Raw genomic sequence first — 22,838 nt, forward strand, 5'->3', positions numbered from 1 at the left:
TTTGTCACACCGACCCCGTACGGTGACATCACACCCAGAAGGGAGCAGGCAAGTGGAACGTGACAAGGCCCTCGAGATGGCGATGTCGCAGATCGAGCGGCAGTTCGGCAAAGGCGCCATCATGAAAATGAGTGACGGTGCTCACGAGAAGATGGCCTCGATCTCGACCGGTGCCCTCTCTCTCGACTTGGCGTTGGGTATCGGAGGCGTCCCCAGAGGACGGGTCGTCGAGATCTTCGGACCCGAGAGCAGTGGGAAGACGACCCTGGCGCTGCACATCATCGCCGAGGCGCAACGTAACGGGGGGATCGCGGCGTTCGTCGACGCGGAGCATGCCCTGGATGCGTTCTACGCGAAGGCCCTCGGTGTGGACATCGACGAGTTGCTGATCTCGCAGCCCGACACCGGTGAGCAGGCCCTGGAGATCATGGACATGCTCATCAGATCCGGCGCCCTGGACGTCGTCGTGATCGACTCCGTGGCAGCTCTCGTTCCCAGAGCCGAGATCGAAGGCGAGATGGGCGATTCCCATGTCGGCCTCCAGGCTCGCCTCATGTCGCAGGCACTGCGCAAGCTCACCGGCAACATTCACCGATCCCAGACGACCGCCATCTTCATCAACCAGCTTCGCGAGAAGATCGGAGTGATGTACGGCTCGCCGGAGATCACCCCCGGGGGGAGGGCGTTGAAATTCTATTCGTCGGTTCGTATCGATATTCGCAGGATCGAAACGATCAAGGACGGTCAGACATCGATCGGAAACCGGGTGCGGGCCAAGATCGTCAAGAACAAGGTTGCCCCGCCGTTCCGCCTTGCGGAGTTCGACATCATGTTTGGAGAGGGCATCTCTCGGGTTGGGAGTCTCCTGGATGTCGCGGTGACCGAGGGCATCGTTCGCAAGAGCGGTGCCTGGTATAGCTACGACAACGATCAGCTCGGGCAGGGACGAGAGAATTCCAAGCGATTTCTCCAGGAGAACCCGGAAGTGGCGGTCCAACTGCAGGCGAAGGTGCTCGAAGCGGTCGGGCTTCTCGAAAGCGAGGAAGCCGACGAAGTGGAAGAAGTGCACGAGTAGGAACCTCGTGCCATCTCCCTGTCGGATCGCAATCTTCCCCTGTGCGCAGCGGGTTGGATGCGGTACGATGCAGATAACGCACACACATGAAGAACACCAATTGAAACGCACGAAAAACACCAGAGAACCTGCAACGAGGGGGGGATACCGGGCGAGACGACGGTAAGAAGCCGACGTGTCGAGTGACCGGTTGTGTGTGTGCCGGGCCCGTGTGGGCTCGGCATCTGTGTTGTGAAGGTTCCGAGAAAGCGAAGAAACAATGGATGTCATCGTTGGGGCCGTCGGTGCAGCGCTCGGCGGTATCTTCGGTTTCCTCTGGGCGAAGTACCGCGCGCGGATGGCCCGCACGAACGCCGAATCGACCGCCGAGGGCTTGTTGGCCAAAGCCCGTGTCGAAGCCCAGGAGTTGCTGTCACGAGGCGAGGACGAGGCGCGCGCAAAGGCAGATGCCTATCGCGAGCGTGAGGATGCTGCGCTCGAACATCGTCGTATCGAGCTCAAGTCGTCTGAAGAGCGCCTGTCGCAGCGAGAGCAGACGCTCGAGCAACGTGCGGCCAATCTCGCCCAGCGCGAGCAGATCCTGATCCGTCGCGAGCACGAGACGACGGTCCTCCAAGCCGAAACCGGAAAGCTCCGTGAGCAGGCGAGGAGCGAACTCGAGAGGCTCGCCGGATTCGATGCGAACGCAGCGAAGGCCGACCTTCTCCATCAGGTTGAGGATGAAGCCAGAAGGGAGGCGATGGTGCTGGTGCGCGACATGGAGATTCGCGCCCGGGAAGAGGCCGACCGGCGCGCTCGGCGAATCTTGGCGACCGCGATCCAGCGTCTGTCCTCGGAGGTGGTCACCGAATCGACGGTCTCGGTGGTCGAGCTTCCGAGCGACGAGATGAAAGGTCGCATCATCGGTCGCGAGGGACGCAACATTCGCGCATTCGAGGCGATCACCGGCGTGAACTTGATCGTCGACGACACCCCGGAAGCCGTCTCCGTCTCTTCGTTCGACCCGGTTCGTCGGGAGGTGGCACGTCTGGCGTTGGAGCGTCTCGTGCAGGACGGGCGGATTCATCCGGCTTCGATCGAAGAGATGTTCGAAAAGGCGAGAGCGGAAGTGGAAGAGTCGGTGCGTGATGCCGGCGAATGGGCACTCGTGGAGGTTGGTGTATCGCGCGTTCACCAGGAGCTCGTCACGTTGCTGGGCAGGTTGAAGTACCGGACATCGTATGGCCAGAACGTGCTCAAGCACCTGGTCGAATGTGCACACGTGGCGGGGATGCTCGCTTCCGAACTCGGCATCGACCCTGCGCCGGTGAAGCGAGCGGCGCTGCTACATGATCTCGGCAAGGCCGTTACGCATGAGGTGGACGGCTCTCATGCGCTGATCGGAGCCGAGATCGCTCGCAGGTTCGGCGAGGACGCTGCGGTCGTCCATGGCATCGAGGCCCATCACAACGAGGTGGAACCGAGAACCGTCCTTGCGGTCGTCGTGCAGGCCGCAGACGCCGTGTCCGCCGCCCGTCCAGGAGCGCGGCGCGAAGCGTTGGAATCCTATGTGCGGCGTCTCGAGAAACTCGAGGAGCTCGCCTACGACTTCAGCGGCGTCGAGAAAGTCTTTGCGATGCAGGCGGGACGAGAGGTGAGGGTCGTTGTCGACCCTGGCAAGGTCGATGACCTCGGTGCATCCGATCTTGCCCGCCGCATCGCCAAACGGCTCGAAGAGGATCTGCAGTATCCCGGTCAGATTCAGGTCACGGTGATTCGGGAGCTGCGTGTGAGTGACTACGCGCGATGAGTGAGACGCTTCTCGGGAGGATGGATGTCGTCGTCGATCGCGTGCCAAAGCGCACCGGAAAGCGCTACGTGATCAAGACGTTCGGTTGCCAGATGAATGAGCACGACAGTGAGCGTGTGGCGGGCCTCTTCGAGATCGACGGCATGGAACGGGCCTCCGACATCGATGGTGCCGACGTGATCTTCGTGAACACCTGCACGATTCGTGAGAACGCGGACAACCGGCTCTATGGAAACCTCGGTCATCTGAAACAGTTCAAAGACGAGCACCCTGAGGCGACGCTCATCGTCGGGGGATGTGCCGCACAGAAAGACCGCGACCTCGTTCGTGAGCGCGCACCGTGGGTCGATGTCGTTCTCGGAACCCACAACCTCGATCGTGTCCTGGATCTGATGGATGTCGCCGCCGCGAGTGGCGGAGTGACGGAGGTCGTCGATGAGCTGGAGACCATGCCTTCATTGCTGCCCGTCCGGCGGCGGCACGCGTACTCCGCGTGGGTGACGATTCAGATCGGATGTAACAACACCTGTACGTTTTGCATCGTTCCCTCGGTGCGTGGTCACGAGATCAGCCGGCGTCCGGGAGATATCGTGGCGGAGATCGAAGAGCTGGCGGCAGGAGGGGTCGTAGAGGTGACGCTCCTGGGTCAGAACGTCAACACGTACGGCCGTGATCTTGCACTCGACGGAAAGCGCAGGCCGATTTTCGCCGAGTTGCTTCGGCGGGTCGGCGACATCGAAGGGATTCGGCGCATTCGGTTCACGAGTCCACACCCTGCCGATTTTCGGGAAGATGTTGCGGCCGCGATGGCGCAGACCGACGCGGTGTGCGACCAGCTCCATCTTCCCTTGCAGAGTGGCAGCGATCGCATCCTGGCCATGATGCATCGCGGCTACAACGTGGAGCGGTTCTTCGAGCGCCTTGTGCTCGCTCGCTCGTACATGCCGACGCTTGCGGTGTCGACCGACGTGATCGTCGGCTTTCCCGGCGAGACGGAACAGGATTTCGATGGCACGATGAGCGTGATGGAGACGGCTCGGTTCGATCAGGCTTTCACGTTCATCTTCTCACCCCGTCCGGGAACTCTCGCGGCAGAGATGAAGGACCGGTTTGTGGACGAGGAGGTGGTGCACGACCGTTACCAGCGTCTGATCGGGCTTCAGAATCGGATCGGCCTCGAGAAAAACCGTGAGCAGGTGGGACGTGTCGTCGAAGTCCTCACCGAAGGTCCGTCGAAGAAGGATCCGGCGATGGCAACGACCCGGACTACCGGGAACAGGGTGGTCCACATCCCCGGAGAGTATCCGGTGGGGGAGTTCCTCAACGTTGAGATCACCGGGGCGGCCCAGCATCACCTCGTGGGGGTCGTACGCTGATTCTCGCCATTCTCGGACCGACCGCTTCGGGCAAGAGCGATGTGGCGTTGCGCCTTGCAGAAGAGCTCGGTGCTCAGATCCTCTCGGTCGACTCGATGCAGGTGTATCGCGGCATGGATATCGGCACCGCAAAAGCCACTGCCGTCCAGCAGACTCGCGTCCAACACCACATGGTGGATCTCGTCGACCCGGACGTGGAATTCAGTGTGGCCGAGTTTCAGAAGACGGCCAGGGAAATCCTCGACCAAACCGAACGCATCGTGCTGGTAGGTGGATCCGGCCTGCACTTTCGGGCAGTGGTGGATCCGATGACGTTTCCACCGTCCGATGCGGCGCTTCGTGCGGAGTTAGAGGCACTCGACGAGAGTGCGGTCACCGCCGCGCTGCTCCAAGCCGACCCTGCGGCGGGGACCCAGGTCGATTTGAGGAACCCTCGCAGGGTGGTCAGGGCCCTGGAGATCCACCGGCTGACCGGCGAGACGCCAAGTGAACGAGCCCGGACGCAAGAGGCCGAGGCGGTGCGTTCCTACCAGGCGGCCTTCGAGTTCGTCGCAGTCGGCCTCGACCCCGGCCGATCGCTGGCAGGTCGCGTGACACGCCGGCTAGCCGGCATGGTGGACTCCGGTCTGCTCGATGAGGTCGAGAGTCTCGAGCCACGGCTCGGAAGAACGGCCAGACAGGCCGTCGGCTACAAGGAACTGCTGCCCGTCCTTCGCGGAGAGGCGACACTCGAGGAGGGGATGGCCGCGGCAACGAAGGCGACGCTACGACTTGCGAAGCACCAGCGGACGTATTTCCGGCGCGATCCGAGGATCGCCTGGGTACCGTGGGACCAAGATCGGGACGTTCGGTACGAGCGTGTTCGTTCGGCGTTGGAGGAGATGCTCGCATGAGGTTCACGAAGATGGAGGGTCTCGGCAACGACTTCGTCGTTCTCCGGGGGCCGTGCTCGATCACCGCCGGGGACGTCAAGAGATTGTGTGACCGCCGCAGGGGAGTGGGAGCGGACGGCGTGCTGGTTGTCTCACCGATCGATGCGAAGCGGGTCCGAATGCAGTACTGGAACGCAGATGGATCACCGGCCGAGCTCTGCGGCAACGGGTTGCGGTGCTCGGCGGCATTTGCGTTGCAGCGCGATCTCGTCGAAAGCTCCGAGTTCACGATCGAGACGGCCGTCGGCCCTCGAGCGGCAAGGGTTGGTGACGATGCGATCACCGTGGAACTCGGGACGGTCCGAACGGCCGCCGCGAAACGGCAGGTTTCGGGCGAGATGGTGCGCGAAGTCACGGTAGGGAACCCTCACGCGGTCCTACAGGTGCCGGATACCTCCGAGGCGGCGGTCGCCACACTCGGGCCGAGCATCGCGGCAGCCTTCGACGACGGTGCGAACATCGAGTTTCTCACCGTGCGCTCGCGTGGATTGCTGGAACTGCGCGTATGGGAGCGGGGAGTGGGAGAGACCCTTGCGTGTGGAACCGGGGCCGCTGCCGCCGCCGCTGCGGCGAGAGCGGAAGGGCTCGCCGATTCCGAGACCACGGTGCGCCTCCCCGGCGGTGACCTGAAGGTGGTCCTGGACGGCGATGTGGCGTGGATCAGCGGTCCGGCGGTATTCGTATACGAGGGGGAATGGCGTGGCTGAGCGGGCACTGCTCGTCTCGATCAGGACGAGCGCCTCGACCGGCACATCCCTGGATGAGCTCGCACGTCTCGCGAATACGGCGGGGGCGACGGTCGTCGACAGGGTGATGCAACGCAGAGAGCGCCTGGATCCGGCGACGCTCATCGGCTCGGGACGCCTCGTAGAGCTACGTGAGGTCGTCGATACCGAAGATATCGACGTCGTGATCTTCGACGAAGAGATCACCCCGGCGCAGGAGCGGAACCTGAGCGCCGCACTCGACGCACGGGTGCTGGATCGAACTGCACTGATTCTCGACATATTCGCCTTGCACGCCAACAGCAGCGAGGGACGGCTTCAGGTGGAGCTGGCACAACTCCAGTACCTGCTGCCCCGGCTGCGGGGGCGGGGCATCGAACTTTCCCGGCTCGGTGGAGGCATCGGAACGCGCGGTCCCGGCGAGACGCAGCTCGAGACCGACCGGCGGCGAATCGCGAGGAGAGTGTCGAAACTTCGAAGAGATCTGGAGAGCATCGAACGTACGAGACAGGTCAAGCGGGACCAGCGCAGACGGCAGGGAATCCCCATCGTTTCACTGGTCGGTTACACGAACGCGGGCAAGTCGAGCCTCTTGAATGCGCTGACCGGATCTTCGGTAACGGTGGAGGATCAGCTCTTCGCGACCCTCGATCCGGCGACCCGAAAGTGTGTCCTCTCCGGGGGAAGGGAGCTGTTGATCACCGACACGGTGGGATTCGTCCGACGGCTGCCCCACCAGCTCGTTGAGGCGTTCAGATCGACACTGGAACTGGTCGCGGAGTCCGATCTGCTCCTCCATCTGGTCGATGTGACCGCCGGGGATGTGGACGCCCAGATCGACGCGGTCCGAGCGGTGTTGGAAGAGATCGGGGCGGAACGGATACCCGAGATGCTCGTCGGAACGAAAGCGGATATCTCGACCCTCGAAGACCGCAAGCGGTTCCTCTCGGGTCATGACGGTGCTCTGGTCGTCTCTTCCGTCAGCGGAGAGGGCATCGATGATCTCGGCGATCGCGTCTGGGATCTGGTGTCCCGGCAGTTCTCGGAACTCGAGGTGATCGTGCCATTCGGAGCAGAGGTCGATCGTCTGCATCGTGTGGCAGATGTCCTGGAAGAGGAGTACCGGTTCGACGGTGTTCGTCTCAGGGTGAGGCTTTCTCGCGGTGAAGCCGACAGGGTGCGCCGCTATGCAGTGTGAGCAGTCACGTCGGGCTCAGTCGACGGTGCGCAGGACGGCGACGACCTTGCCGAGGATGTGGACTCCTTCGGTGAACACCATCTCTTCGTAGGCGGCGTTCTCGGGGCTGAGCACGACTTTCCCGTCACGGCGGGAAAAGCGCTTGACTGTGGCTTCTTCTCCATCGACGAGTGCGGCGACGATCTCTCCGTTGTTCGCCACGTTCTGGCTCCGGACAACGACGTAGTCGCCATCGAGAATGCCGGCGTCGACCATCGAATCGCCACGAACCGTGAGCAGGAAGACGGGACCTTGGCCGGTGAACTCGGTGGGGAGCGTCAGGACCTCCTCGATCTGCTCCTCTGCCAAGATTGGTGCCCCTGCCGCGATTCTGCCGACAAGCGGAACGTCACGCGTGGTCGATCGGTGCAGAGACGAACCGGTCGGATCGATGACTTCTATGGCGCGCGGCTTCGTAGGGTCACGGCGCAGGTAACCGGCCCGCACCAGCGATGAGAGATGGCTGTGCACGGTCGAAGGGGAGCGCAGACCGAGAGCCTGGCCGATCTCGCGCACCGACGGTGGGTAGCCACGATCTGTGACGGTGCTGCGGATGAGGTCGAGAATCTCCCTTTGTCTGCCGGTCAGGTCCTCCATGTGCTCCTCCTCGAACGTACGTTCTCACCCTAGCTTGCGCGTCCAGGGGATCCAAACATATGTTCGCCCTTGACGGCGAACGTATGTTCGATATACTTGGCATCGAACAGCCGTTCGATTGCGTTTCTGTCACTGCCGACCCGTAGCGTGTCAGAACGGTGGTCGAACCACCAGAGCGAGACAGAGGAGGAAGTGGACATGGCGATACGCACCAACACCCTTTCGAGGGCTGCGGTTCTCCTCATAGCGGTCGTCGTCTTCTTCCTCCTCATCCTCGCTTCTGCCGTTGGTGCTCAGAACGAGGTGATCCCGACGGCGCAGCATCGGATCGTGGCCGGGGAGACACTCTGGAGCATTGCCGACGAGGTGACGCCCGAGGGTGCCGACGTTCGTGTGACGGTCTCCCAGATCCGCCGGTTGAACCAGCTTGGGGGAACCGCGATCTATCCGGGTGATGTGCTGATCGTTCCTGTGGCCGGCTGAACCGCGGTGCCCGTGGGGCCTCGTTGTGGCGCAGGCCGGCGACTCGGGTACGCTGGCAGAGACATGCAGTGTCCGTTCTGTGCCTCCGAAGACACACGGGTGATCGACAGTCGACCTGTGGACGAAGGCTCCGCCATTCGGCGGCGCAGGGAGTGCGTGTCGTGTGGCAATCGTTTTACGACCTACGAGCGTGCCGATATCCCCCTGATCGTTCGAAAGCGCGACGGCAGGTTCGAGCCGTTTGAGATCGACAAGGTGCGTGCCGGTCTGAACAGTGCGCTTGCCGATCGGCCGGTCGAGACGAAGCGCCTCGAGCGTATGCTCATCCAGATTCGAGACGATGCGAAAGCGGAAGGCCGCATTGTCTCGTCCGACGACATCGGACGAGCGGTCCTGGAGCATCTCGCAAGGATCGACCACGTGGCATATCTGCGGTTCGCGAGCGTCTACAAGGAGTTCGAGGGGACCGGCGACTTCGAGCGGGAAATGGCGGAGCTGGAACGTCGCGAAGGCTGAGCAAGATCAGGGGAGCCGTCCGGAGATCTTGTCCAGCTGGATCTGCAACGTGGCGAGTTGGGTCTCGGCCCAGTCGTTGAGGGTTGAGAGGGGTGCCTCGATCCCTGCATCGACCGCCGCGATCCTTTGCTGGATCTCCTGGATGAGGCGGCCGGCGGTCGTCTCGTCACCGGTTCTCAGGGCGTCGAGGTACTCGACCTGCCAGTCGTCGAGGCGGAGTGCGAGCTGTTGAGATGCCACGAGGTGGTTGGTGAAAAAGGGTTCCTCGGGAAGCTCCCGAATGGCCTCCTGGGTGTCGGTGACGGCGAGACCCAAAGCGACTCCAAGCGTCGCGATCTCTTGTTGTGATGCGGTGGTGACGAGTGGAGGAAGTTGGAACGCTTTCCCGAAAACAAGCCGGTAGCTCAAGGCGTCACCAAGTCGTCGCTCCAGTGTGAGGCCGATCTCGGACGTGGTCGCCATGGCGCGACGTGTAGGAGTGAGTGCTTCGAGTGAGGAGCGCGAAACGAGCGGCAGCATCGAGGGGAGAGGATCGGCTGCCACCTCGAAGAGCCGGCGGGCGGTCTCGTCGAGCTTTGAAAGAGAGACCGCGGCATCGGCGAGCTGTGCGGTGTCGGCATTGGTGTCTGTGATGATGCCGATGGTCTGTCGTGTCTCGGGCAACTGGTTCTCAAACGCGGCGGTGGCACTCGAGTAGGAGGCTGTTGCAGTAGCTACGGCACGCTCGGGCATGGCGCTCGCCCAGCGAATGATCGACAAGCCCGCGAACAGCACAACGACCGAAGCGATGACGATCGGCCATCGAAAGGTTCGGCTCGACGCTGCCAGAGAGTCGAATGATTCCGGCTTCCAGTCCGTGGGAGGAGTGATGGTCTCCGTTGCGGCCCAGAGTCGGGTGACCAGTGCTCCGGTGTCCCCGGCGGTGTCGGTCGGACGCCGCATATCGTTCAGCGCGGGAAGTCCTGGCAGGGGTTCGGGTTCGGGTTCTGGGAGGACGGCAGTGATGGCAGGCCGCAAGGGCGGTGACTCGGAGAAGCCGAACATCTCGATGAGTGTTGAGTCATATGCGATGGGGGGGTTGACAGACACCGGCAGGGGACGAGGGCGCTTGACCGGCGGAGCGGTGACACGACGTCGTGGACGGGGGGTGCTGCGACTGGGAGGGGCCCTGTGCTTGCCACCGCGACGACGTTCCACGGAGTGACCTTCGGGGCACAGTCCACGGGGGTGGATGGGGACCTGGCGTTTACACGTTGTACAATAGGCATATGGCACGCGACACTCCGTTGTGTGCCTCCGCCCGCTGAAAGCCCTTACTCGCCATGCAGGTTAGCTTCACGAGACTGGATAGGGAACTACCCCCACCGCGCCGTGTTCATCCGGGAGATGCCGGGGCCGATCTGTATGCACGCGAGAGTCTGGTGCTGGCATCGGGGGAGCGGGCGCTTGTCCCGACCGGAATCGCCATCGCCGTGCCGGATGGCTTCGCCGGCCTGGTCGTACCGCGAAGCGGATTGGCGGCGCGCCACGGGATCGGGGTCGTGAACGGGCCCGGTCTGATCGATGCCGGTTACCGGGGTGAGGTGAAGGTCATTCTGATCAATCACGGCTCGGAATCGCTCGAGATCAAACGGGGAGAGAGGATCGCACAGCTCGTCGTCGTGCCGGTCTTTGTCGGAGAATTGGCCGAGGTCGATGAGCTGCCAGGCACGAAACGAGGCGATGGAGGCTTCGGTTCGACGGGTCGGTGAGGGTCCAGGGAACCGCTACACTACCGGCCCACGCGGAAGTAGCTCAGTTGGTAGAGCGCAACCTTGCCAAGGTTGAGGTCGCGGGTTCGAGCCCCGTCTTCCGCTCTCCTGGGGCGGCGAAAGTCGCTTCCGGCTGTAAGGTACGGCGACGTGGCCGAGTGGTTTAGGCACGGGTCTGCAAAACCCGGTACACCGGTTCGATTCCGGTCGTCGCCTCGAGGAGCCCCCTGGATGTGGGGGTATACTCGCCGGTACGGGCGCTTAGCTCAGGGGGAGAGCGCTTCCCTGACGCGGAAGAGGTCAGAGGTTCAAATCCTCTAGCGCCCACAACGGAAAACCCCTGGTAAACAGGGGTTTTCCGCTATGGAGAATCGAAGTGGAAGAGCTCCGAGGCGCGGCCAGGGAGCGGAGAGGGCGCGGCAGCTTCGTCGAGTCGGTCGGCGACGTCCCGGTCGAGGCCTTCGAAGAGATATCCGTAGATATCCAACGTTGTGCGAATCGATGCGGGTCCGAGGCGTGTCTGACCAGGCAGTTGCATGCTCGGGATCGGTGTGGTTCCGGCTGAGGGCGGGGAGTCCATCGTTCATGCGCTGCCGGCCCGAGACATGGAGACACGCCCTCAACGTGCGTGTCTTGCACGTTCGCGAGTCACGCACGGACGTCTTTGACAAGAAAGACGGCAATCGCCAGACGAGGGACATCAACCGGGAAGTTGGCCGGATGGCCGACGACCTGTAGACGGCCTGGTAGGACTTCCTCTCGGTGGTGCCAATTCAATCCAATCCAATCTGATCGGTCGGACCCGGAGACCGCCATGAGGCGACCTCGTCACGACCTGGATTACGGGGATCTCTCGGGCAGGCTGGAGGGCCTCCGGGAGCGCCTCGACCGGATCCGAATGCTCCCGCAGGAGTCGATGTCACGATCCGTGGCAGCCGGATCGACCAATGCCGTTCCTCGAAGTGCTGTTCGGTGTGGTTGGATCTGATACGCCTTATCGATCTGGAGCGGGGCGATCCGGGTGATCTGCCGACTCGTGCTACCGGTCGTCCTCGGGCGGCAACCGAGTTGCATCATCCGGGGTCCAGAGTGATGTCTGCGGGAGTAGCGAGGCGATGGGATCGCTTCACGGACCATCGGGCATCGGCAACACGGCTCGGATCTCGGGGGTGATGGTCGGGGAGAACTCGACGGTCTCTTCCACACGGAGCGATCACACCTGGGCCTTGATCCCCGACAGTCAGGATCGTTTCGCGATCACGAGCACCCTCGGCTCGTGCCGTCGCCAACGCGGGAAGCTCGGCGCACGGGCCGCCCGTGAAGTGGAAGAGATCGATGCTCCCACACATCCGTCCCTCCCGATCCCGCGCGGCGGATCCCACGGTGTGAATGAGTCCGTCCGAGTGCGCACCAACGACGTTGTGAGCGAATTCGACAAGCTCGCGATCGGCCTCGCCCAATTCCCTCGTTCCGGACACCGCCGCCCATCATGATATCCACCTCGTCGCAGCCGCCGTCTCAGATGGCAAGGGCAGATACCGCCCCTGATCGAGGCGACAGGTTGGCTCCGATGACGCAGTTCGGCGAGTCGACCGAGGTAGACCCGACTGTGTGGCTTCCCGCATGCGGTGCGCCTTCACCGCTACAGTTCAACGGGGAATCACTTTCTCGATCCATGCAGGATCGACCTGGGCCAGGGAAGCATCGTGAGGAAACGACCCCGGAAAGCACGTACCTATCTCATCAACCGACGCCGGACCGGTGCCAGGGCCGTCGTTTTCGGCTTCGGAGCCGGGCGGATCATCGACCGGACAGGCTCGGCCATCGTCGGTTTCGTCCTCGCGGGCTTCGGGCTCGCCGGTGCCGTCCGTGTCTTGCTCACTGCCGCAGCCTCCGCCGGACCGACACCAACCGAGGGGATCGGCACCGCAGCGACCGTCGGTTACCTGGGTCTCCTCGTGGGTCCTCCGATGATCGAAGAGTCGGCGAAGTTCATCGGCCCTACCGGCGACCTGATCTTGGCGGTTGCGCTCATCGCGTTCCTTGCGGTCAAAGCCCGGGTTGCCGCACCTGGGAACACACCAGAGAGCGCAGCCGCCCCGTGACGGCCTCCCACGTCACCGCAATCATCTTCGACCTCGGTGGAGTGCTGATCGACTGGAGTCCTGAATACCTCTACCGAGAGCTCATCCCCGACGCCGATGAGCGGTGCCACTTCCTCACAAAGATCTGCACGCCGGAGTGGAACCACCAGATGGACGCAGGTAGATCGGTCCCCAACGCGGTCGCGACACTCGCCGATCACCACCCGGAACATGGCGAACTCATCAAGGCATGGTGGTCACGGTGGCCCGAGATGCTCGGCGGCGAGATCCCTGGCACCCGAACGGTCGCCGAAGCGCTCATGAGAGCCGGAATGCCCCTCTACGCACTCACCAACTGGTCGGCCCAGACCTGGCCGTTCGCAATCCAACGATTCCCCTGGATCGAAGGGCTCTTCGACGGCGTTGTCGTCTCCGGCCGAGAACACGTTGCAAAACCAGACCCGCGGATCTTCGAGATCCTCCACCGGCGCTACGACCTCGAGCCGACCAGAACCCTGTTCATCGACGACTCTCCGGCCAACATCCAGACAGCCGCGAACAGCGGATACGTCACCCACACCTTTACCACCGTCAGCCGTCTCGAGACCTGGCTGCACGAACACGGACACCTCGACCGCTCATGACGGAAACACAATGAGGGCCTGGTCTTCCCCGACGCAAAAGAGGTCTGAGATCCACATCATCCGACGCCCACCGGGGAAGTCTCCTTGTCGAGCAAAGGGACATCGCTTCTCTGGGACGAAGCTCGGTGATCGCCGGCCGAGAAACCTTCTGTACGGGTTCCTGCCTCCCACCGCGAAGACTTCGCGGGGAAAGCACCCTGGCCTTTGGCCGGACTGTGGCGAACGGTGGAGCGCCGGGGCTACTCTCGCCGTGTGATGTCGTCTCCGGTCCTCGCGTCCAAGCGGCTTCGCGTGGCGGTACTTGCCCCGATTTCGTGGCGGGTGCCTCCGCGCCACTATGGGCCATGGGAGCAGTTCGCCTCCCTGCTCACCGAGGGGCTCGTCGGCCGGGGAGTCGACGTTACCCTGTTTGCCACGGCCGATTCGGTGACCGGGGCGCGCCTGGTGGGGACCGCTCCGACCGGATACTCCGAGGATACAGGGCTGGACCCGAAGGTCTGGGAGGGGCTGCACATCTCGGCGGTGTTCGAGCGGGCCGAAGAGTTCGATGTGATCCACAACAGTTTCGATTTCTTGCCGCTCACCTACAGCGGTCTGGTCGACACCCCGGTCGTCACCACCATTCATGGGTTTTCGTCAGAGCGGATCGTGCCTGTCTACGAGAAGTACAACGATCGCGACTACTACGTGGCGATCAGCGACGCCGACCGGCATGAGAAACTGGACTACGTAGCCACGATCTACCACGGCATCGACATGAGTGCGTTTCCAGTGGGTTCGGGGCCGGGGGACTACCTGTTGTTCTTCGGGAGAATTCATCCCGACAAGGGGACCGCCGAGGCCATCGAGGTGGCCGAACGGGCCGGGTTGCCTCTGGTTATTGCCGGGATCATCCAGGATCAGGATTACTTCGATCGGTTCGTGAAACCACATGTGGATGGAGTTCGAGTCACCTATGTCGGCCCTGTGGGTCCCGAAACGCGCGGGAAACTGCTGGGCGGTGCCCGGGCGCTTCTGCACCTCATCGACTTCGACGAGCCGTTCGGGTTCAGTGTCGTCGAGGCGATGGCCTGCGGGACGCCGGTGATCGCCCACCCTCGAGGGTCGATGCCCGAACTCATCCGCGAGGGCGAAAACGGCTTCCTGGTGGGTTCCGTCGACAAGGCCGTTGCAGCCGTGGATGCCTCGGGCGGCATGGACCGGATGGCGGTGCGTTCGTCGGTGGAACATCGATTCGACGTGAACCGGATGATCGACGAGTACCTGGCCGTCTATCGGCTCGTCGTGGAACGTCACCGGGCGGGAGGGACCAAAGGAAACGATGTCCACTGACCCAGAACCGTCGGATCGTAGGGAACGTTTTCGGCTGGGCATCAACTACTGGCCGGCTCGCACCGCGATGGGCTGGTGGACAGACTTCGACGCCGCGGAAGTCGGCACCGACTTCACACGGATCGCCGATGCCGGCTTCGACTCGGTACGGGTGTTCCTGACCTGGGAGGATTTCCAGCCGACCCCGATGAGGGTGGACATCGGCATGCTCGATCGGCTGGTCTTGGTGGCAGACCTGGCCGGGCGGGAAGGCCTGGCCATCATGCCGACGCTCTTCACCGGTCACATGAGTGGAGTGAACTGGATCCCGGCGTGGGCGCTTGCGGGGTCTACCGGGAGCGGCCGTTTTCGGGTGGTGTCCGGGGGAGGGCTCACCGGAGCCGGCTTGCGCAACTGGTACACGGATCCAGAGATCGGTGAGGCACAGGCGCTGTTGGCGGGAGAGGCGGCGGCTGCACTGGCCGGCCACGATGCCGTGTGCGCGTGGGACCTTGGTAACGAGAACTCGAACTGTGTGCTGCCACCGAGCCGGTCGTCTGCCCGGAACTGGCTGCGGCGAATGATCGCGGCGATCCGCGCGGCCGACCCGGCGGCTCTTGTCACCATCGGGCTGCACATGGAGGACCTGGAAGAGGATCGTATGCTCGGTCCGGAGGAAGCCGCTGACGTGTGCGATTTCCTGACCATGCACGGCTATCCCATCTACGCTCGCTGGGCGGAGGGTCCTACGGATGAGCACGTGTTGTCCTTCCTGGCCCATCTGACCCGCTGGCTGGGAAGAGGCAATGACGTGCTCTTCTCGGAGTTTGGTCTGCCAACCTACCGTCGGGGCGATCCGGATGGGGAGCGAGCCCGACGTGACAGCCCCTGTGCGCTCGTCGAGGAGCAGGCCGCGGCCGCTTTCACGGAGCGGGCCCTGTCCGCTCTTCGCGAAGCCGGCTGCACCGGTGCCATGTTGTGGTGCTACACGGACTACGCCCCGGACACTTGGGCCAATCCACCTCTCGACGTTGCGGTGCACGAGCGTTGGTTCGGACTGTGGCGCGCCGACGGGTCACCCAAGCCGGCCGTGGAGGTGGTGAAGGCGTTCGCCGGCGTCGACACCGTTGCCGCTCCTGACGACTACGAGTGGATCGATATCGAACCGAAGGAGTTCCTCGCTCTCCCTCGTATGCACCTTCCGCGTCTGTACCGTCGCTATCGAAGGACTTGAGCGACTACTTCTCCGTGAGCCGTGTGAGGAGATCGTCGAGCGACACCGTGATAATGCCGGCTCCGACGTCCGAGAAACCGTAGGGAAGCACGAGGTCGTTGCCGTGGATTATGCCTCCACACGAGTACACGACGTTGGGAACGTACCCGTCGCGTTCATTCTCGTTTGGTTCCAACAGCGGCTCGTCCAGGTGACCGATGACCCGGTAGGGATCGAGGGCATCGAGCAGGATGGCTCCCATGGTGTACCGGCGGAGTGGCCCCACACCATGGGTGAGTACCAACCATCCGGCCTCGGTCTCCAGCGGCGAACCGCAGTTGCCGAGTTGCATGAGTTCCCACGGTCGCTCGGGTTCCTGGATCTTCTCGGTCTCGAACCAGAACCGCACACTGTCCGACATCATGAGATAGTTGTTCTCGTTGTCGTGCCGGGCGAGAGCCGCGTAGCGGCCGTCGATCATCCGGGGGAAGAGCGCAATGCCCTTGTTCTGGGCGCAGGGTCCGTTGAGGGTGGCGATCCGAAACGTGACAAAATCCGTTGTCTCGATGAGCTGTGGCAGGATCTGGAAGCCGTTGAACGCCGTGTAGGTTCCGTAGTAGAGCACCGAGCCGTCGACGTTCGTGAACCGCACGAAACGGGCGTCTTCCATGCCGTGGCTCTCGGTCGGTCCGGTGGGAAAGAGCACTCGTTCCGAGATCTGCGACTCTTTCGGGAAGGTGGTCTCGTAGTTCGAAGCGGCCAGCCAATGGATCGTCTGTGTCGTCAGTGCCGAGATCGACTGGCGGATTCCCTGCCGGCTGAGATTCCGAATGGAGGCCTCGAGCTCTTCGAGCGTGAACTGTGGGGGGAGTGGGTCGAGGACGCGGCTTGCGATCTCGTTGAAAGTGCCCATCTCCTCGAGCTTTGTGCGGAAGATCTGGCTGTCGTAGATCGGGGCGCTGCGGTGTCCGGTGGCCGTATAGCGGGTGGGCTCATCGACGGTGATGTTTGCCTGCGAGTCGATCACGCCCGAGCGGAACTCGATGGAAGAGATATGACCCTCTCCGACCGCCCGCAAACTCATCACGAAACGCTGTTCTCCGGGCTCGAGGCCGGATTGGTCGGGTGCCGAGACGAGTGATGGGTTGTCGAGGCCTGCCGCTTCGATCGAGTACTCGTGAGTGAAATAGGCGCCGATGAGGTGCCGGCGGTCCTGGGAGAGTTGGTCCGGGTCGTCGATGTGGTGGGCGACGATCTCGAAGTTCTGTTCGAGGGTGGCGGTCAGGTCCCTGTGCCGGTGCTCGAACTGGTCTCGTGTGACCCTGAGAGTCGACACAACCTCGGCTTCCGGCATGGCCAGGATCCGCTCGATGACGAGCGCGGCCCGTGATTGCCCGTCCGGAAAGATGCGCTCGCCCGGTATGAATGGCTTGCTGATCACACGACTCGGATCGGGCGTGAAGCGCACCGCGGTTCGCGTGACGGGGATTGGGTTCATGTAGTGGATTGCATGCTTCTGACGGTCCGCGTCATATGTTGAGCCTTGGAACGCGAAACCAGAGCCTAGGCGACCGGGGCGATCAAGTCACGCATCGTACACCCGGCGCACTTCAGCCCACCGAGCATCTCTGCTTGTTGGAGCGCGGCCAGGGCGGCCAGCGTCGACTCGGCTCCCTGGTTCAGATTGATGTGATCGGGACCCAGGCCATCGCCGCATCCCCCGGTTTGCGGGTCGTAGAGAACCGCCCCGGTGTCGTTGGCACCCACAAACCAGCGAGCCGCTCGTTCGACGCGTTCCTTCCACCGGCTGTCGCCGGTGAGGGACCATGCCCGGCTGCACGCATCGGCCATGGCAGCTGCTTCCAAGGGCTGCTGGTCGAAGCCCGGCCGAGGTTCATCCGGTGCCCACCCACCTACGGGCGTGAAACTGAAGTGGCCGTCGAGTGTTTCCGTGGACACCAACCATTCGAGGAGGTGGAGGCCGGCATCGACGAGCCCTTCGTCGGGAAGCAGCGACCCGGCGGCCAGAAGAGCCTCGGGGATGCGAGCGTTGTCGTAGGTGAGCCGTTCTTCCGGCCATGGCCAGCGAGCATCATCCGGCACGGCGAGGCGGTCGACGCACTGCTCCAGAATATGCCGAGCATGACGGTGGTCGGGTGATGAGAGCAAGACCTCGGCTGCCCCCAGTATCGCAAACGAGTTCGAGCGTGGAAAGGGCGAGTGGAAATCCCGTTGCCTGTCGAACATGGCCAGTCCGACTTCGCGCATCCAGGTTGCCGGACCGCTGCGGGCGACCGACCCCAGCGCCCACAGCGCCCGTCCCTGGGAGTCGTCCGAACCCACTTCGTCCGCCCAGGACCCGTTTGATCTGCGACGGTTGTGGAAGCCGCCACCGGGCAGTTGAGCGTGCTGGAGGAATGCAAGATAGATCTTGGCCAGCTCGACGAGATCGCGAGACGGATTCGGCCGGCGACTGATGACGATCAGCGCCCGAGCGTTGTCGTCGGTGCAGTAGCCGTGCTCGGTGCGCGGAACCGTGTAGCGGGCGTGTTCCCAGAGACCTCGTCGATCGGTCATCCGTCGCAGATGTTCGAAGCGAGGAGCCGGTAGGGGACCGGCGAGGCTCCGGCCGGGCACGGGGTCCGGTCGGAGAGAGTGCTCTCTCGATGTGAGGCGACCGAGCGAAGCTGCAACCATGCGTGGCGGGGCATTCAGGGTTTCCCGCGGACGCTCGGCAGTGGTGAGAGTTCGGGTCGCCCGCTGCCGGGCCGCCAGCTTGGTCGCCAGGCGATCGTATTGGTGGGCGATCGTGGGCCAGAAGAGAGTCGAACCTATGAGGCGTGCCTTCCGGGCCATCCGGGCGGCCAAGGAGGGGTGGGTCAACACCTTTCGGAGGGCAGCCGTCAACGCGATCGGATCGCGGTGTGGAACGACGATCCCGGCACCGTCCGCCAGGAGTTCGACGGCGTGGGGGAAGGCCGTGGCGACAACCGGCTTGCCTGCCGCGATGGCCTCCACCAGCACACCCGAGGTGACTTGCTGGGTGGACTCGTAGGGAAGCACGACCAGATCGGCTTGGCGGACTGCAAGAGCGAGTGTGTCGGTATCGGGATACCGGGTATCGAACTCGACGACATCATCCAGTCCGAGATCATGGACCCGGGCGGCGAGGCCTTTCAAGTACGCATCGCCTTGGGAAGCGCGGATTTTCGGGTGCATCTCGCCGAGAATGACGTAGCGGGGAAGGGGACGAAGGTCCTGAAGGCTCGCGAAGGCGTCGATCGCGGTCTCCAAACCCTTGCCTGGCCCGATGAGGCCCCACGTAAGCACGACAGGTCGGGTTCCGTTCGCCAATGACGGGCCACTCAGGTTGACTGCCGCTCCGTGCGGGATCATTCGCACCTTCGCCGGGTCGACCTGGTAGCCGTTGACGAGCCGCCGGCCGGCCGTATGGCTCATCACGATCGTCCGTTCCGTCAGGGCAATCACGTTCTCCAGGATCGACCGTTGGCTTGGGCTGGGTTGGCCGAGCACGGTATGGAGCGTGACGATTGCCGGGATTTCGAGGCCTGAGAGCAGATCGAGAACCTCGCTGCCATCAGGTCCGGCGTAGATCCCATACTCGTGTTGGACAAACGCCACGTCGAAGGAGTTCAGTGCTTCGATCGCACTCCGCAAGGACGTATGGTCGCCGTTGAGATGTTCGTACACGACTTCTGGTCGGGCCTTGTCGAGCCGCTCGTCCACCAAGCTCACGACGCCGAGCCCTTCGTCTGAGCCGCGTGTGTCCGCAATGGCGCCGCGCAAGGCGGCCGTGAATGTTGCCAACCCGCACTGTGTGGGTGGATAGGTACTCAAGAATCCGATTGAGGGGAGTTCTCTGTCGCGCCTCATGAAATCCCACCTTCTGAAAGGTTTGTCGATAGGGCCGGTGTCTGATGTCACAGCAGTCGCTCATGCGGGCGGAGAGAATGAACTCTGGGGAAGTCCGCGCGAACAATGAGGAGCTGAGGCTGGGTCCGTTTTCAAGATGAAGTTTACAGCAATGCTCCGGACTATCGATAATCAAGGTCGCCGTTGCAGGCCGGTATGTACGAGCGAAAAGTCCCAGTTCATTGGGGGTGTACGGCTATCGGGGAACTCGAGTGTCGGTGGCATGCCTACCGGAAACCGTCTGCGGAGGTGTTCACCGGCGTGGGTCAGGTCCCGGATGTGTCCCGATCCTGGGAGGCGGGCTTCTCCGGGTTGTCGAGACGGCTCGACTCGTTGTCGACCGAGCGGAACTCACCGGTACGGGTCTCTTGGATCGCATAGTCGATCCTCGGATCGTAGATCTTGGTGATTCCCTCAGGTCCTCGCTTGCCTCGGTAGGTGATCCACCCGTTTCGATCCGCCCACACGGCGAGGAGGTGCAGGCCGCAGAGTGCCCCTGCGAGGAGTGTCATGGCCACCAGGACGATGCCGGCGTAGATCCATCCCATGGAGACAGTATGATCGATTCCGGCTTGCAGTGGATCTGAACCGAGCTAATCGGCGACCAGGTCCTCACGACTCTTGGTGCATCGGCGGAGAACTTCGGCGGTGTTGTCTTGCCGTATGTCGAAGAAACCTTCGAGTTCTTCGGAGAGGGGCTTGGGAAGCCCACCTTTGAGAAAACCGAGGACCGTCTCGACTGCCCGCGATGCCTTGTCTGTTGAAATACCTGTCTTCTTGGCTGCGAGCTTGACGATTTCGTCCATACGGCCTCATATCGAAATAGGAAGGCTCCTAACGTGCGGATGATTGGAGCCCTGCAACCACTGCCGACTGTGACGTATTGTCGTCATCATTGTGCATCGGTGGCCTCGCCAACACCTTCGCGATGTGCCAGGATGCAGTCAGACAAGTCGAGGAGGAATGGCTATGGCGATGTCGGATGAGCACAAAGCGGCGCTAGCTCAAGGTCGGAGAGAAAGCCGGATGGTCAAAGGGTATCTCGAGGCCCTCGGGAGTCGCCGTCCCGGCCGGCCCATTACTCGTGAATCGTTGCAGCGTAAGCTCGACAATTTGGACAGCAAGATTGCAGTCGAAGAGGACCCTTTGAGGAAGGTCGAACTCATCCAGCAGCGCATCGAGGCCGAGCAAGCGCTCAGTGCTGTTTCCGAGTCGGCCGATATGGCCGCCTTTGAGGCCGGGTTCATCGAGGTGGCGAAGAGTTACTCGGAGAGAAAAGGGATCAGCTATTCGGCCTGGCGGCAGATTGGCGTTCCTGCCGATGTGCTCCGAAAGGCGGGAGTCCCCCGGACTCGCAGAACCTAGTCCCACCCGAGTTCGTGGAGTCGGCGGTCGTCGAAGCCGAGATGGTGTGCGATCTCGTGGAGAACCGTTGCTCTGATCTCGGCTCGCAGGTCCGAACCAGAGAGTCCCAGTTCGAGATGGGAGAGACGGAAGATCGTGATCCTGTCCGGGAGATAGCCCGTGTAGTCGATGCCGCGTTCGGTGAGGGAGACACCTTCGTAGAGTCCGAGAAGTCCCGGTTCATTCTCCGGGGGCCGTTCTTCCACGACGATGGCCAGATTCTCGATCTGGTCGAGTATGTCCTTGGGGATCTCGTCGAGGGCAGCGTCGACGACGGACTCGAACTCTGCTCGTGACATCGGTATCGGGGCTTCGTGCATGGTAGGTAGTATGCCTCGGCACGGGCGATTAGCTCAGCGGGAGAGCGCTGCCTTCACACGGCAGAGGTCACTGGTTCGATCCCAGTATCGCCCACTCCTGGTTTCCCTTGTGGTTGTTGGGTTTCTCTAGGTCAGTCCCCTCCCTTGGTCGCGGTGTCGGTTGCGTCGCGTCCACAATGCGTCCACATCAGAAGGGTCCCATGGCGGGTTCAACGTGTCGGCGGCGCCTCGGTCGAGGCCTTCGTAGAGGTGGCCGTAGACGTCGAGGACGGTCTTGACGCTGGTGTGGCCGAGTCTCGATGCGATGATGGCGGGGTGGGCGCCTTCGGCGATGAGGAGGGCGACGTGGCTGTGTCTCAGGTCGTGGAACCGCATGGGTTGGCCGACCGATGCCGCGACGGCGGGGAGCCACACTCGGGAGCGGAAGGCGTTGCGGCGAATCGGTCCGCCTTGGGGGGCGGTGAAGAGCAGCCCGTCGGGTCCGGGCGGGTAGTCGGTGAGGTGTTGGTCGATGACTTCCGGTAACCAGGTGGGGAGGGTGACGGCTCGGCGGGCGGCGGCGGTCTTGGGCTGGCCGAACCGGAGGTGGCCGCGGACTTCGGCGAGGGACCGGTCGATGCGGAAGATGCGCTTGTCGGGCTGGTAGCGGTCGGTGTCGAGGGCGAGGAGTTCCCCGATCCGGCAGCCCGTGTACGCCCCGGCGATGACAAGGGCCCGATATCGCGGGTCGATGGTGTCGGCAAGGTGGGTGATCTCGTCGGGGGAGAGGAACCGTTTCTCGGTCTGTTCGATCTTGGGCAGGTCGACGTCCCGACACGGGCTGGCGGCGATGAGGCCGCCGTTGACGGCGTCGTTGAGGATCCGACCGAGCAGTTGGTAGGCCTTGCGGATGGTGGCCGGCGCGTAGCCGTCGGCGTCGAGGTCGTTGACCCACTCTTGGACGTCGAACAGGCCGATCGCCCCTATCGGCATCTCAGCGAAGGTGGGAAGAACGAGGCTGCGTAGGTACGACTCGTCGCGGGCTTTGGTCGAGTCTCGGCGGTTCACCCACCCGGCAGTCGCCTGCTCGGCGAAATCTCCGAGTCGGATCCTTCCGGCTCGAGGGTCGATGTAGGTGCCGGCGAGTTTGCGGGCCTCGACGGTGATGAGGAACCGTTCGGCGTCGATGCGACGACCAAAGTTCTTCGACCGCTGGGTGCCTCTCGGATCTCGCCAGCGGGCCTGCCATGAGATCCGACCCGAACGATGTGTGACCTTGCGGATCGACGCCACCTGCACCTCGCTTCGTTAGGTTCTTCTGTGGCGACGATGCCGCACGACCCTGTCACCAGAGTGTCAGAAACCCTCCAACTCGACGCTGTTCATTCCGGGGAGATCGGTGACAGATCGTTCCGGACACATGTGTGACAGTGTTCCGGACAGATGTGTGACACCACCGAGTTGATTGC

At 63.0% G+C, this 22,838-nt stretch carries 23 protein-coding genes and 4 tRNA genes; 18 read left to right on the plus strand and 9 right to left on the minus strand.

All coding sequences use genetic code 11. The features are described from left to right. The first annotated feature begins 76 nt into the window (after positions 1 to 76). The 6 genes from recA to hflX all read left to right on the plus strand — a co-directional run bounded on the left by recA (position 77) and on the right by hflX (position 7,095). Positions 77 to 1,075: a recombinase RecA gene (gene recA / locus GXP34_05990; GenBank protein NOY55524.1), complete on the plus strand. Its 999-nt coding sequence runs from the start codon at positions 77 to 79 to the stop codon at positions 1,073 to 1,075. Between the two features lie 259 nt (positions 1,076 to 1,334). Continuing rightward, positions 1,335 to 2,864, plus strand: coding sequence for a ribonuclease Y (gene rny, locus GXP34_05995; protein NOY55525.1), 1,530 nt, complete (start codon positions 1,335 to 1,337; stop codon positions 2,862 to 2,864). After that, positions 2,861 to 4,240 (plus strand): tRNA (N6-isopentenyl adenosine(37)-C2)-methylthiotransferase MiaB, encoded by a 1,380-nt coding sequence (gene miaB / locus GXP34_06000; GenBank protein ID NOY55526.1) that lies wholly within the window; start codon positions 2,861 to 2,863, stop codon positions 4,238 to 4,240. Before rny ends, miaB begins: the two co-directional genes overlap by 4 nt. Continuing rightward, the gene (miaA, locus tag GXP34_06005; GenBank protein ID NOY55527.1) at positions 4,237 to 5,133 is read left to right on the plus strand and encodes a tRNA (adenosine(37)-N6)-dimethylallyltransferase MiaA; all 897 of its coding nucleotides are present in this window, start codon (positions 4,237 to 4,239) and stop codon (positions 5,131 to 5,133) included. The genes miaB and miaA overlap by 4 nt, the downstream gene beginning before the upstream one ends. Continuing rightward, positions 5,130 to 5,879, plus strand: a complete 750-nt coding sequence (dapF, locus tag GXP34_06010) for a diaminopimelate epimerase (GenBank protein NOY55528.1) — start codon at positions 5,130 to 5,132, stop codon at positions 5,877 to 5,879. Before miaA ends, dapF begins: the two co-directional genes overlap by 4 nt. Beyond that, positions 5,872 to 7,095, plus strand: a complete 1,224-nt coding sequence (gene hflX / locus GXP34_06015; GenBank protein NOY55529.1) for a GTPase HflX — start codon at positions 5,872 to 5,874, stop codon at positions 7,093 to 7,095. The genes dapF and hflX overlap by 8 nt, the downstream gene beginning before the upstream one ends. A 15-nt stretch (positions 7,096 to 7,110) precedes the next feature. Here hflX and lexA read toward each other — a convergent pair whose 3' ends face one another. Beyond that, positions 7,111 to 7,731, minus strand: a complete 621-nt coding sequence (gene lexA, locus GXP34_06020; protein NOY55530.1) for a transcriptional repressor LexA — start codon at positions 7,729 to 7,731, stop codon at positions 7,111 to 7,113. Positions 7,732 to 7,929: 198 nt separating this feature from the next. On the opposite strand from lexA, the gene GXP34_06025 reads away from it, so the two are divergent. Continuing rightward, positions 7,930 to 8,214: a LysM peptidoglycan-binding domain-containing protein gene (locus GXP34_06025; protein NOY55531.1), complete on the plus strand. Its 285-nt coding sequence runs from the start codon at positions 7,930 to 7,932 to the stop codon at positions 8,212 to 8,214. 63 nt (positions 8,215 to 8,277) lie between these two features. Next, positions 8,278 to 8,730, plus strand: a complete 453-nt coding sequence (gene nrdR / locus GXP34_06030; protein ID NOY55532.1) for a transcriptional repressor NrdR — start codon at positions 8,278 to 8,280, stop codon at positions 8,728 to 8,730. A gap of 6 nt (positions 8,731 to 8,736) precedes the next feature. Here nrdR and GXP34_06035 read toward each other — a convergent pair whose 3' ends face one another. Next, entirely contained in the window at positions 8,737 to 9,774 is a 1,038-nt protein-coding gene (locus GXP34_06035; protein NOY55533.1) for a hypothetical protein, read from the minus strand. A 278-nt stretch (positions 9,775 to 10,052) separates the two neighbouring features. Here GXP34_06035 and dut point away from each other — a divergent pair, with 278 nt between their 5' ends. The 4 genes from dut to GXP34_06055 all read left to right on the plus strand — a co-directional run bounded on the left by dut (position 10,053) and on the right by GXP34_06055 (position 10,808). After that, a complete protein-coding gene (gene dut, locus GXP34_06040; GenBank protein ID NOY55534.1) occupies positions 10,053 to 10,481 on the plus strand; it encodes a dUTP diphosphatase in 429 nt (142 codons plus the stop codon). Positions 10,482 to 10,513: 32 nt separating this feature from the next. After that, positions 10,514 to 10,586 (plus strand) — tRNA-Gly (locus GXP34_06045). A gap of 39 nt (positions 10,587 to 10,625) precedes the next feature. Next, a tRNA-Cys gene (locus tag GXP34_06050) sits at positions 10,626 to 10,697 on the plus strand. Between the two features lie 39 nt (positions 10,698 to 10,736). Continuing rightward, a tRNA-Val gene (locus GXP34_06055) sits at positions 10,737 to 10,808 on the plus strand. A gap of 34 nt (positions 10,809 to 10,842) precedes the next feature. On the opposite strand, the gene GXP34_06060 is transcribed toward GXP34_06055, so the two are convergent. Further along, entirely contained in the window at positions 10,843 to 11,019 is a 177-nt protein-coding gene (locus GXP34_06060; protein ID NOY55535.1) for a hypothetical protein, read from the minus strand. Positions 11,020 to 11,596: 577 nt separating this feature from the next. Between GXP34_06060 and GXP34_06065 the strand changes: the two genes are divergently transcribed. From GXP34_06065 to GXP34_06080, 4 genes are all read left to right on the plus strand, one after another. After that, on the plus strand, positions 11,597 to 11,974 hold the full coding sequence (locus GXP34_06065) for a hypothetical protein (GenBank protein NOY55536.1): 378 nt from the start codon (positions 11,597 to 11,599) through the stop codon (positions 11,972 to 11,974). Positions 11,975 to 12,156: 182 nt separating this feature from the next. Beyond that, the gene (locus tag GXP34_06070) at positions 12,157 to 13,209 is read left to right on the plus strand and encodes an HAD family phosphatase (protein NOY55537.1); all 1,053 of its coding nucleotides are present in this window, start codon (positions 12,157 to 12,159) and stop codon (positions 13,207 to 13,209) included. A gap of 255 nt (positions 13,210 to 13,464) precedes the next feature. Further along, a complete protein-coding gene (locus GXP34_06075) occupies positions 13,465 to 14,541 on the plus strand; it encodes a glycosyltransferase family 4 protein (protein ID NOY55538.1) in 1,077 nt (358 codons plus the stop codon). After that, positions 14,531 to 15,754 (plus strand): cellulase family glycosylhydrolase, encoded by a 1,224-nt coding sequence (locus GXP34_06080; protein ID NOY55539.1) that lies wholly within the window; start codon positions 14,531 to 14,533, stop codon positions 15,752 to 15,754. The genes GXP34_06075 and GXP34_06080 overlap by 11 nt, the downstream gene beginning before the upstream one ends. Before the next feature lie 4 nt (positions 15,755 to 15,758). On the opposite strand, the gene GXP34_06085 is transcribed toward GXP34_06080, so the two are convergent. From GXP34_06085 to GXP34_06100, 4 genes are all read right to left on the minus strand, one after another. Beyond that, positions 15,759 to 17,222 carry a glycosidase gene (locus GXP34_06085; protein NOY55540.1) on the minus strand — a complete coding sequence of 488 codons (1,464 nt, stop codon included), beginning with the start codon at positions 17,220 to 17,222 and terminating at the stop codon, positions 15,759 to 15,761. 74 nt (positions 17,223 to 17,296) lie between these two features. Next, positions 17,297 to 19,627 (minus strand): glycosyltransferase, encoded by a 2,331-nt coding sequence (locus GXP34_06090; protein ID NOY55541.1) that lies wholly within the window; start codon positions 19,625 to 19,627, stop codon positions 17,297 to 17,299. A 305-nt stretch (positions 19,628 to 19,932) separates the two neighbouring features. Then, entirely contained in the window at positions 19,933 to 20,214 is a 282-nt protein-coding gene (locus GXP34_06095; GenBank protein NOY55542.1) for a hypothetical protein, read from the minus strand. 45 nt (positions 20,215 to 20,259) lie between these two features. Further along, entirely contained in the window at positions 20,260 to 20,472 is a 213-nt protein-coding gene (locus GXP34_06100; GenBank protein NOY55543.1) for a hypothetical protein, read from the minus strand. Positions 20,473 to 20,779: 307 nt separating this feature from the next. On the opposite strand from GXP34_06100, the gene GXP34_06105 reads away from it, so the two are divergent. Further along, a complete protein-coding gene (locus GXP34_06105; GenBank protein ID NOY55544.1) occupies positions 20,780 to 21,031 on the plus strand; it encodes a hypothetical protein in 252 nt (83 codons plus the stop codon). On the opposite strand, the gene GXP34_06110 is transcribed toward GXP34_06105, so the two are convergent. Continuing rightward, positions 21,028 to 21,390: a metallopeptidase family protein gene (locus GXP34_06110; protein NOY55545.1), complete on the minus strand. Its 363-nt coding sequence runs from the start codon at positions 21,388 to 21,390 to the stop codon at positions 21,028 to 21,030. The genes GXP34_06105 and GXP34_06110 overlap by 4 nt on opposite strands. A 22-nt stretch (positions 21,391 to 21,412) precedes the next feature. Between GXP34_06110 and GXP34_06115 the strand changes: the two genes are divergently transcribed. Then, a tRNA-Val gene (locus GXP34_06115) sits at positions 21,413 to 21,484 on the plus strand. Positions 21,485 to 21,516: 32 nt separating this feature from the next. Here GXP34_06115 and GXP34_06120 read toward each other — a convergent pair. Then, on the minus strand, positions 21,517 to 22,662 hold the full coding sequence (locus GXP34_06120; protein NOY55546.1) for a tyrosine-type recombinase/integrase: 1,146 nt from the start codon (positions 22,660 to 22,662) through the stop codon (positions 21,517 to 21,519). Positions 22,663 to 22,838 lie beyond the last annotated feature (176 nt).

This window comes from Actinomycetota bacterium (assembly GCA_013152275.1).
Lineage (GTDB): Bacteria > Actinomycetota > Acidimicrobiia > Spongiisociales > UBA4744 > BMS3Bbin01.

Coding starts and splice junctions, on each gene's coding strand:
- recA (NOY55524.1), top strand. CDS start 77: ATGGCGATGTCGCAGATCGAGCGGCAGTTCGGCAAAGGCGCCATCATG.
- rny (NOY55525.1), top strand. CDS start 1,335: ATGGATGTCATCGTTGGGGCCGTCGGTGCAGCGCTCGGCGGTATCTTC.
- miaB (NOY55526.1), top strand. CDS start 2,861: ATGAGTGAGACGCTTCTCGGGAGGATGGATGTCGTCGTCGATCGCGTG.
- dapF (NOY55528.1), top strand. CDS start 5,130: ATGAGGTTCACGAAGATGGAGGGTCTCGGCAACGACTTCGTCGTTCTC.
- lexA (NOY55530.1), bottom strand. CDS start 7,731: ATGGAGGACCTGACCGGCAGACAAAGGGAGATTCTCGACCTCATCCGC.
- GXP34_06025 (NOY55531.1), top strand. CDS start 7,930: ATGGCGATACGCACCAACACCCTTTCGAGGGCTGCGGTTCTCCTCATA.
- nrdR (NOY55532.1), top strand. CDS start 8,278: ATGCAGTGTCCGTTCTGTGCCTCCGAAGACACACGGGTGATCGACAGT.
- GXP34_06035 (NOY55533.1), bottom strand. CDS start 9,774: ATGTTCGGCTTCTCCGAGTCACCGCCCTTGCGGCCTGCCATCACTGCC.
- dut (NOY55534.1), top strand. CDS start 10,053: ATGCAGGTTAGCTTCACGAGACTGGATAGGGAACTACCCCCACCGCGC.
- GXP34_06060 (NOY55535.1), bottom strand. CDS start 11,019: ATGCAACTGCCTGGTCAGACACGCCTCGGACCCGCATCGATTCGCACA.
- GXP34_06065 (NOY55536.1), top strand. CDS start 11,597: ATGGGATCGCTTCACGGACCATCGGGCATCGGCAACACGGCTCGGATC.
- GXP34_06070 (NOY55537.1), top strand. CDS start 12,157: ATGCAGGATCGACCTGGGCCAGGGAAGCATCGTGAGGAAACGACCCCG.
- GXP34_06075 (NOY55538.1), top strand. CDS start 13,465: ATGTCGTCTCCGGTCCTCGCGTCCAAGCGGCTTCGCGTGGCGGTACTT.
- GXP34_06080 (NOY55539.1), top strand. CDS start 14,531: ATGTCCACTGACCCAGAACCGTCGGATCGTAGGGAACGTTTTCGGCTG.
- GXP34_06090 (NOY55541.1), bottom strand. CDS start 19,627: ATGAGGCGCGACAGAGAACTCCCCTCAATCGGATTCTTGAGTACCTAT.
- GXP34_06095 (NOY55542.1), bottom strand. CDS start 20,214: ATGGGATGGATCTACGCCGGCATCGTCCTGGTGGCCATGACACTCCTC.
- GXP34_06100 (NOY55543.1), bottom strand. CDS start 20,472: ATGGACGAAATCGTCAAGCTCGCAGCCAAGAAGACAGGTATTTCAACA.
- GXP34_06110 (NOY55545.1), bottom strand. CDS start 21,390: ATGCACGAAGCCCCGATACCGATGTCACGAGCAGAGTTCGAGTCCGTC.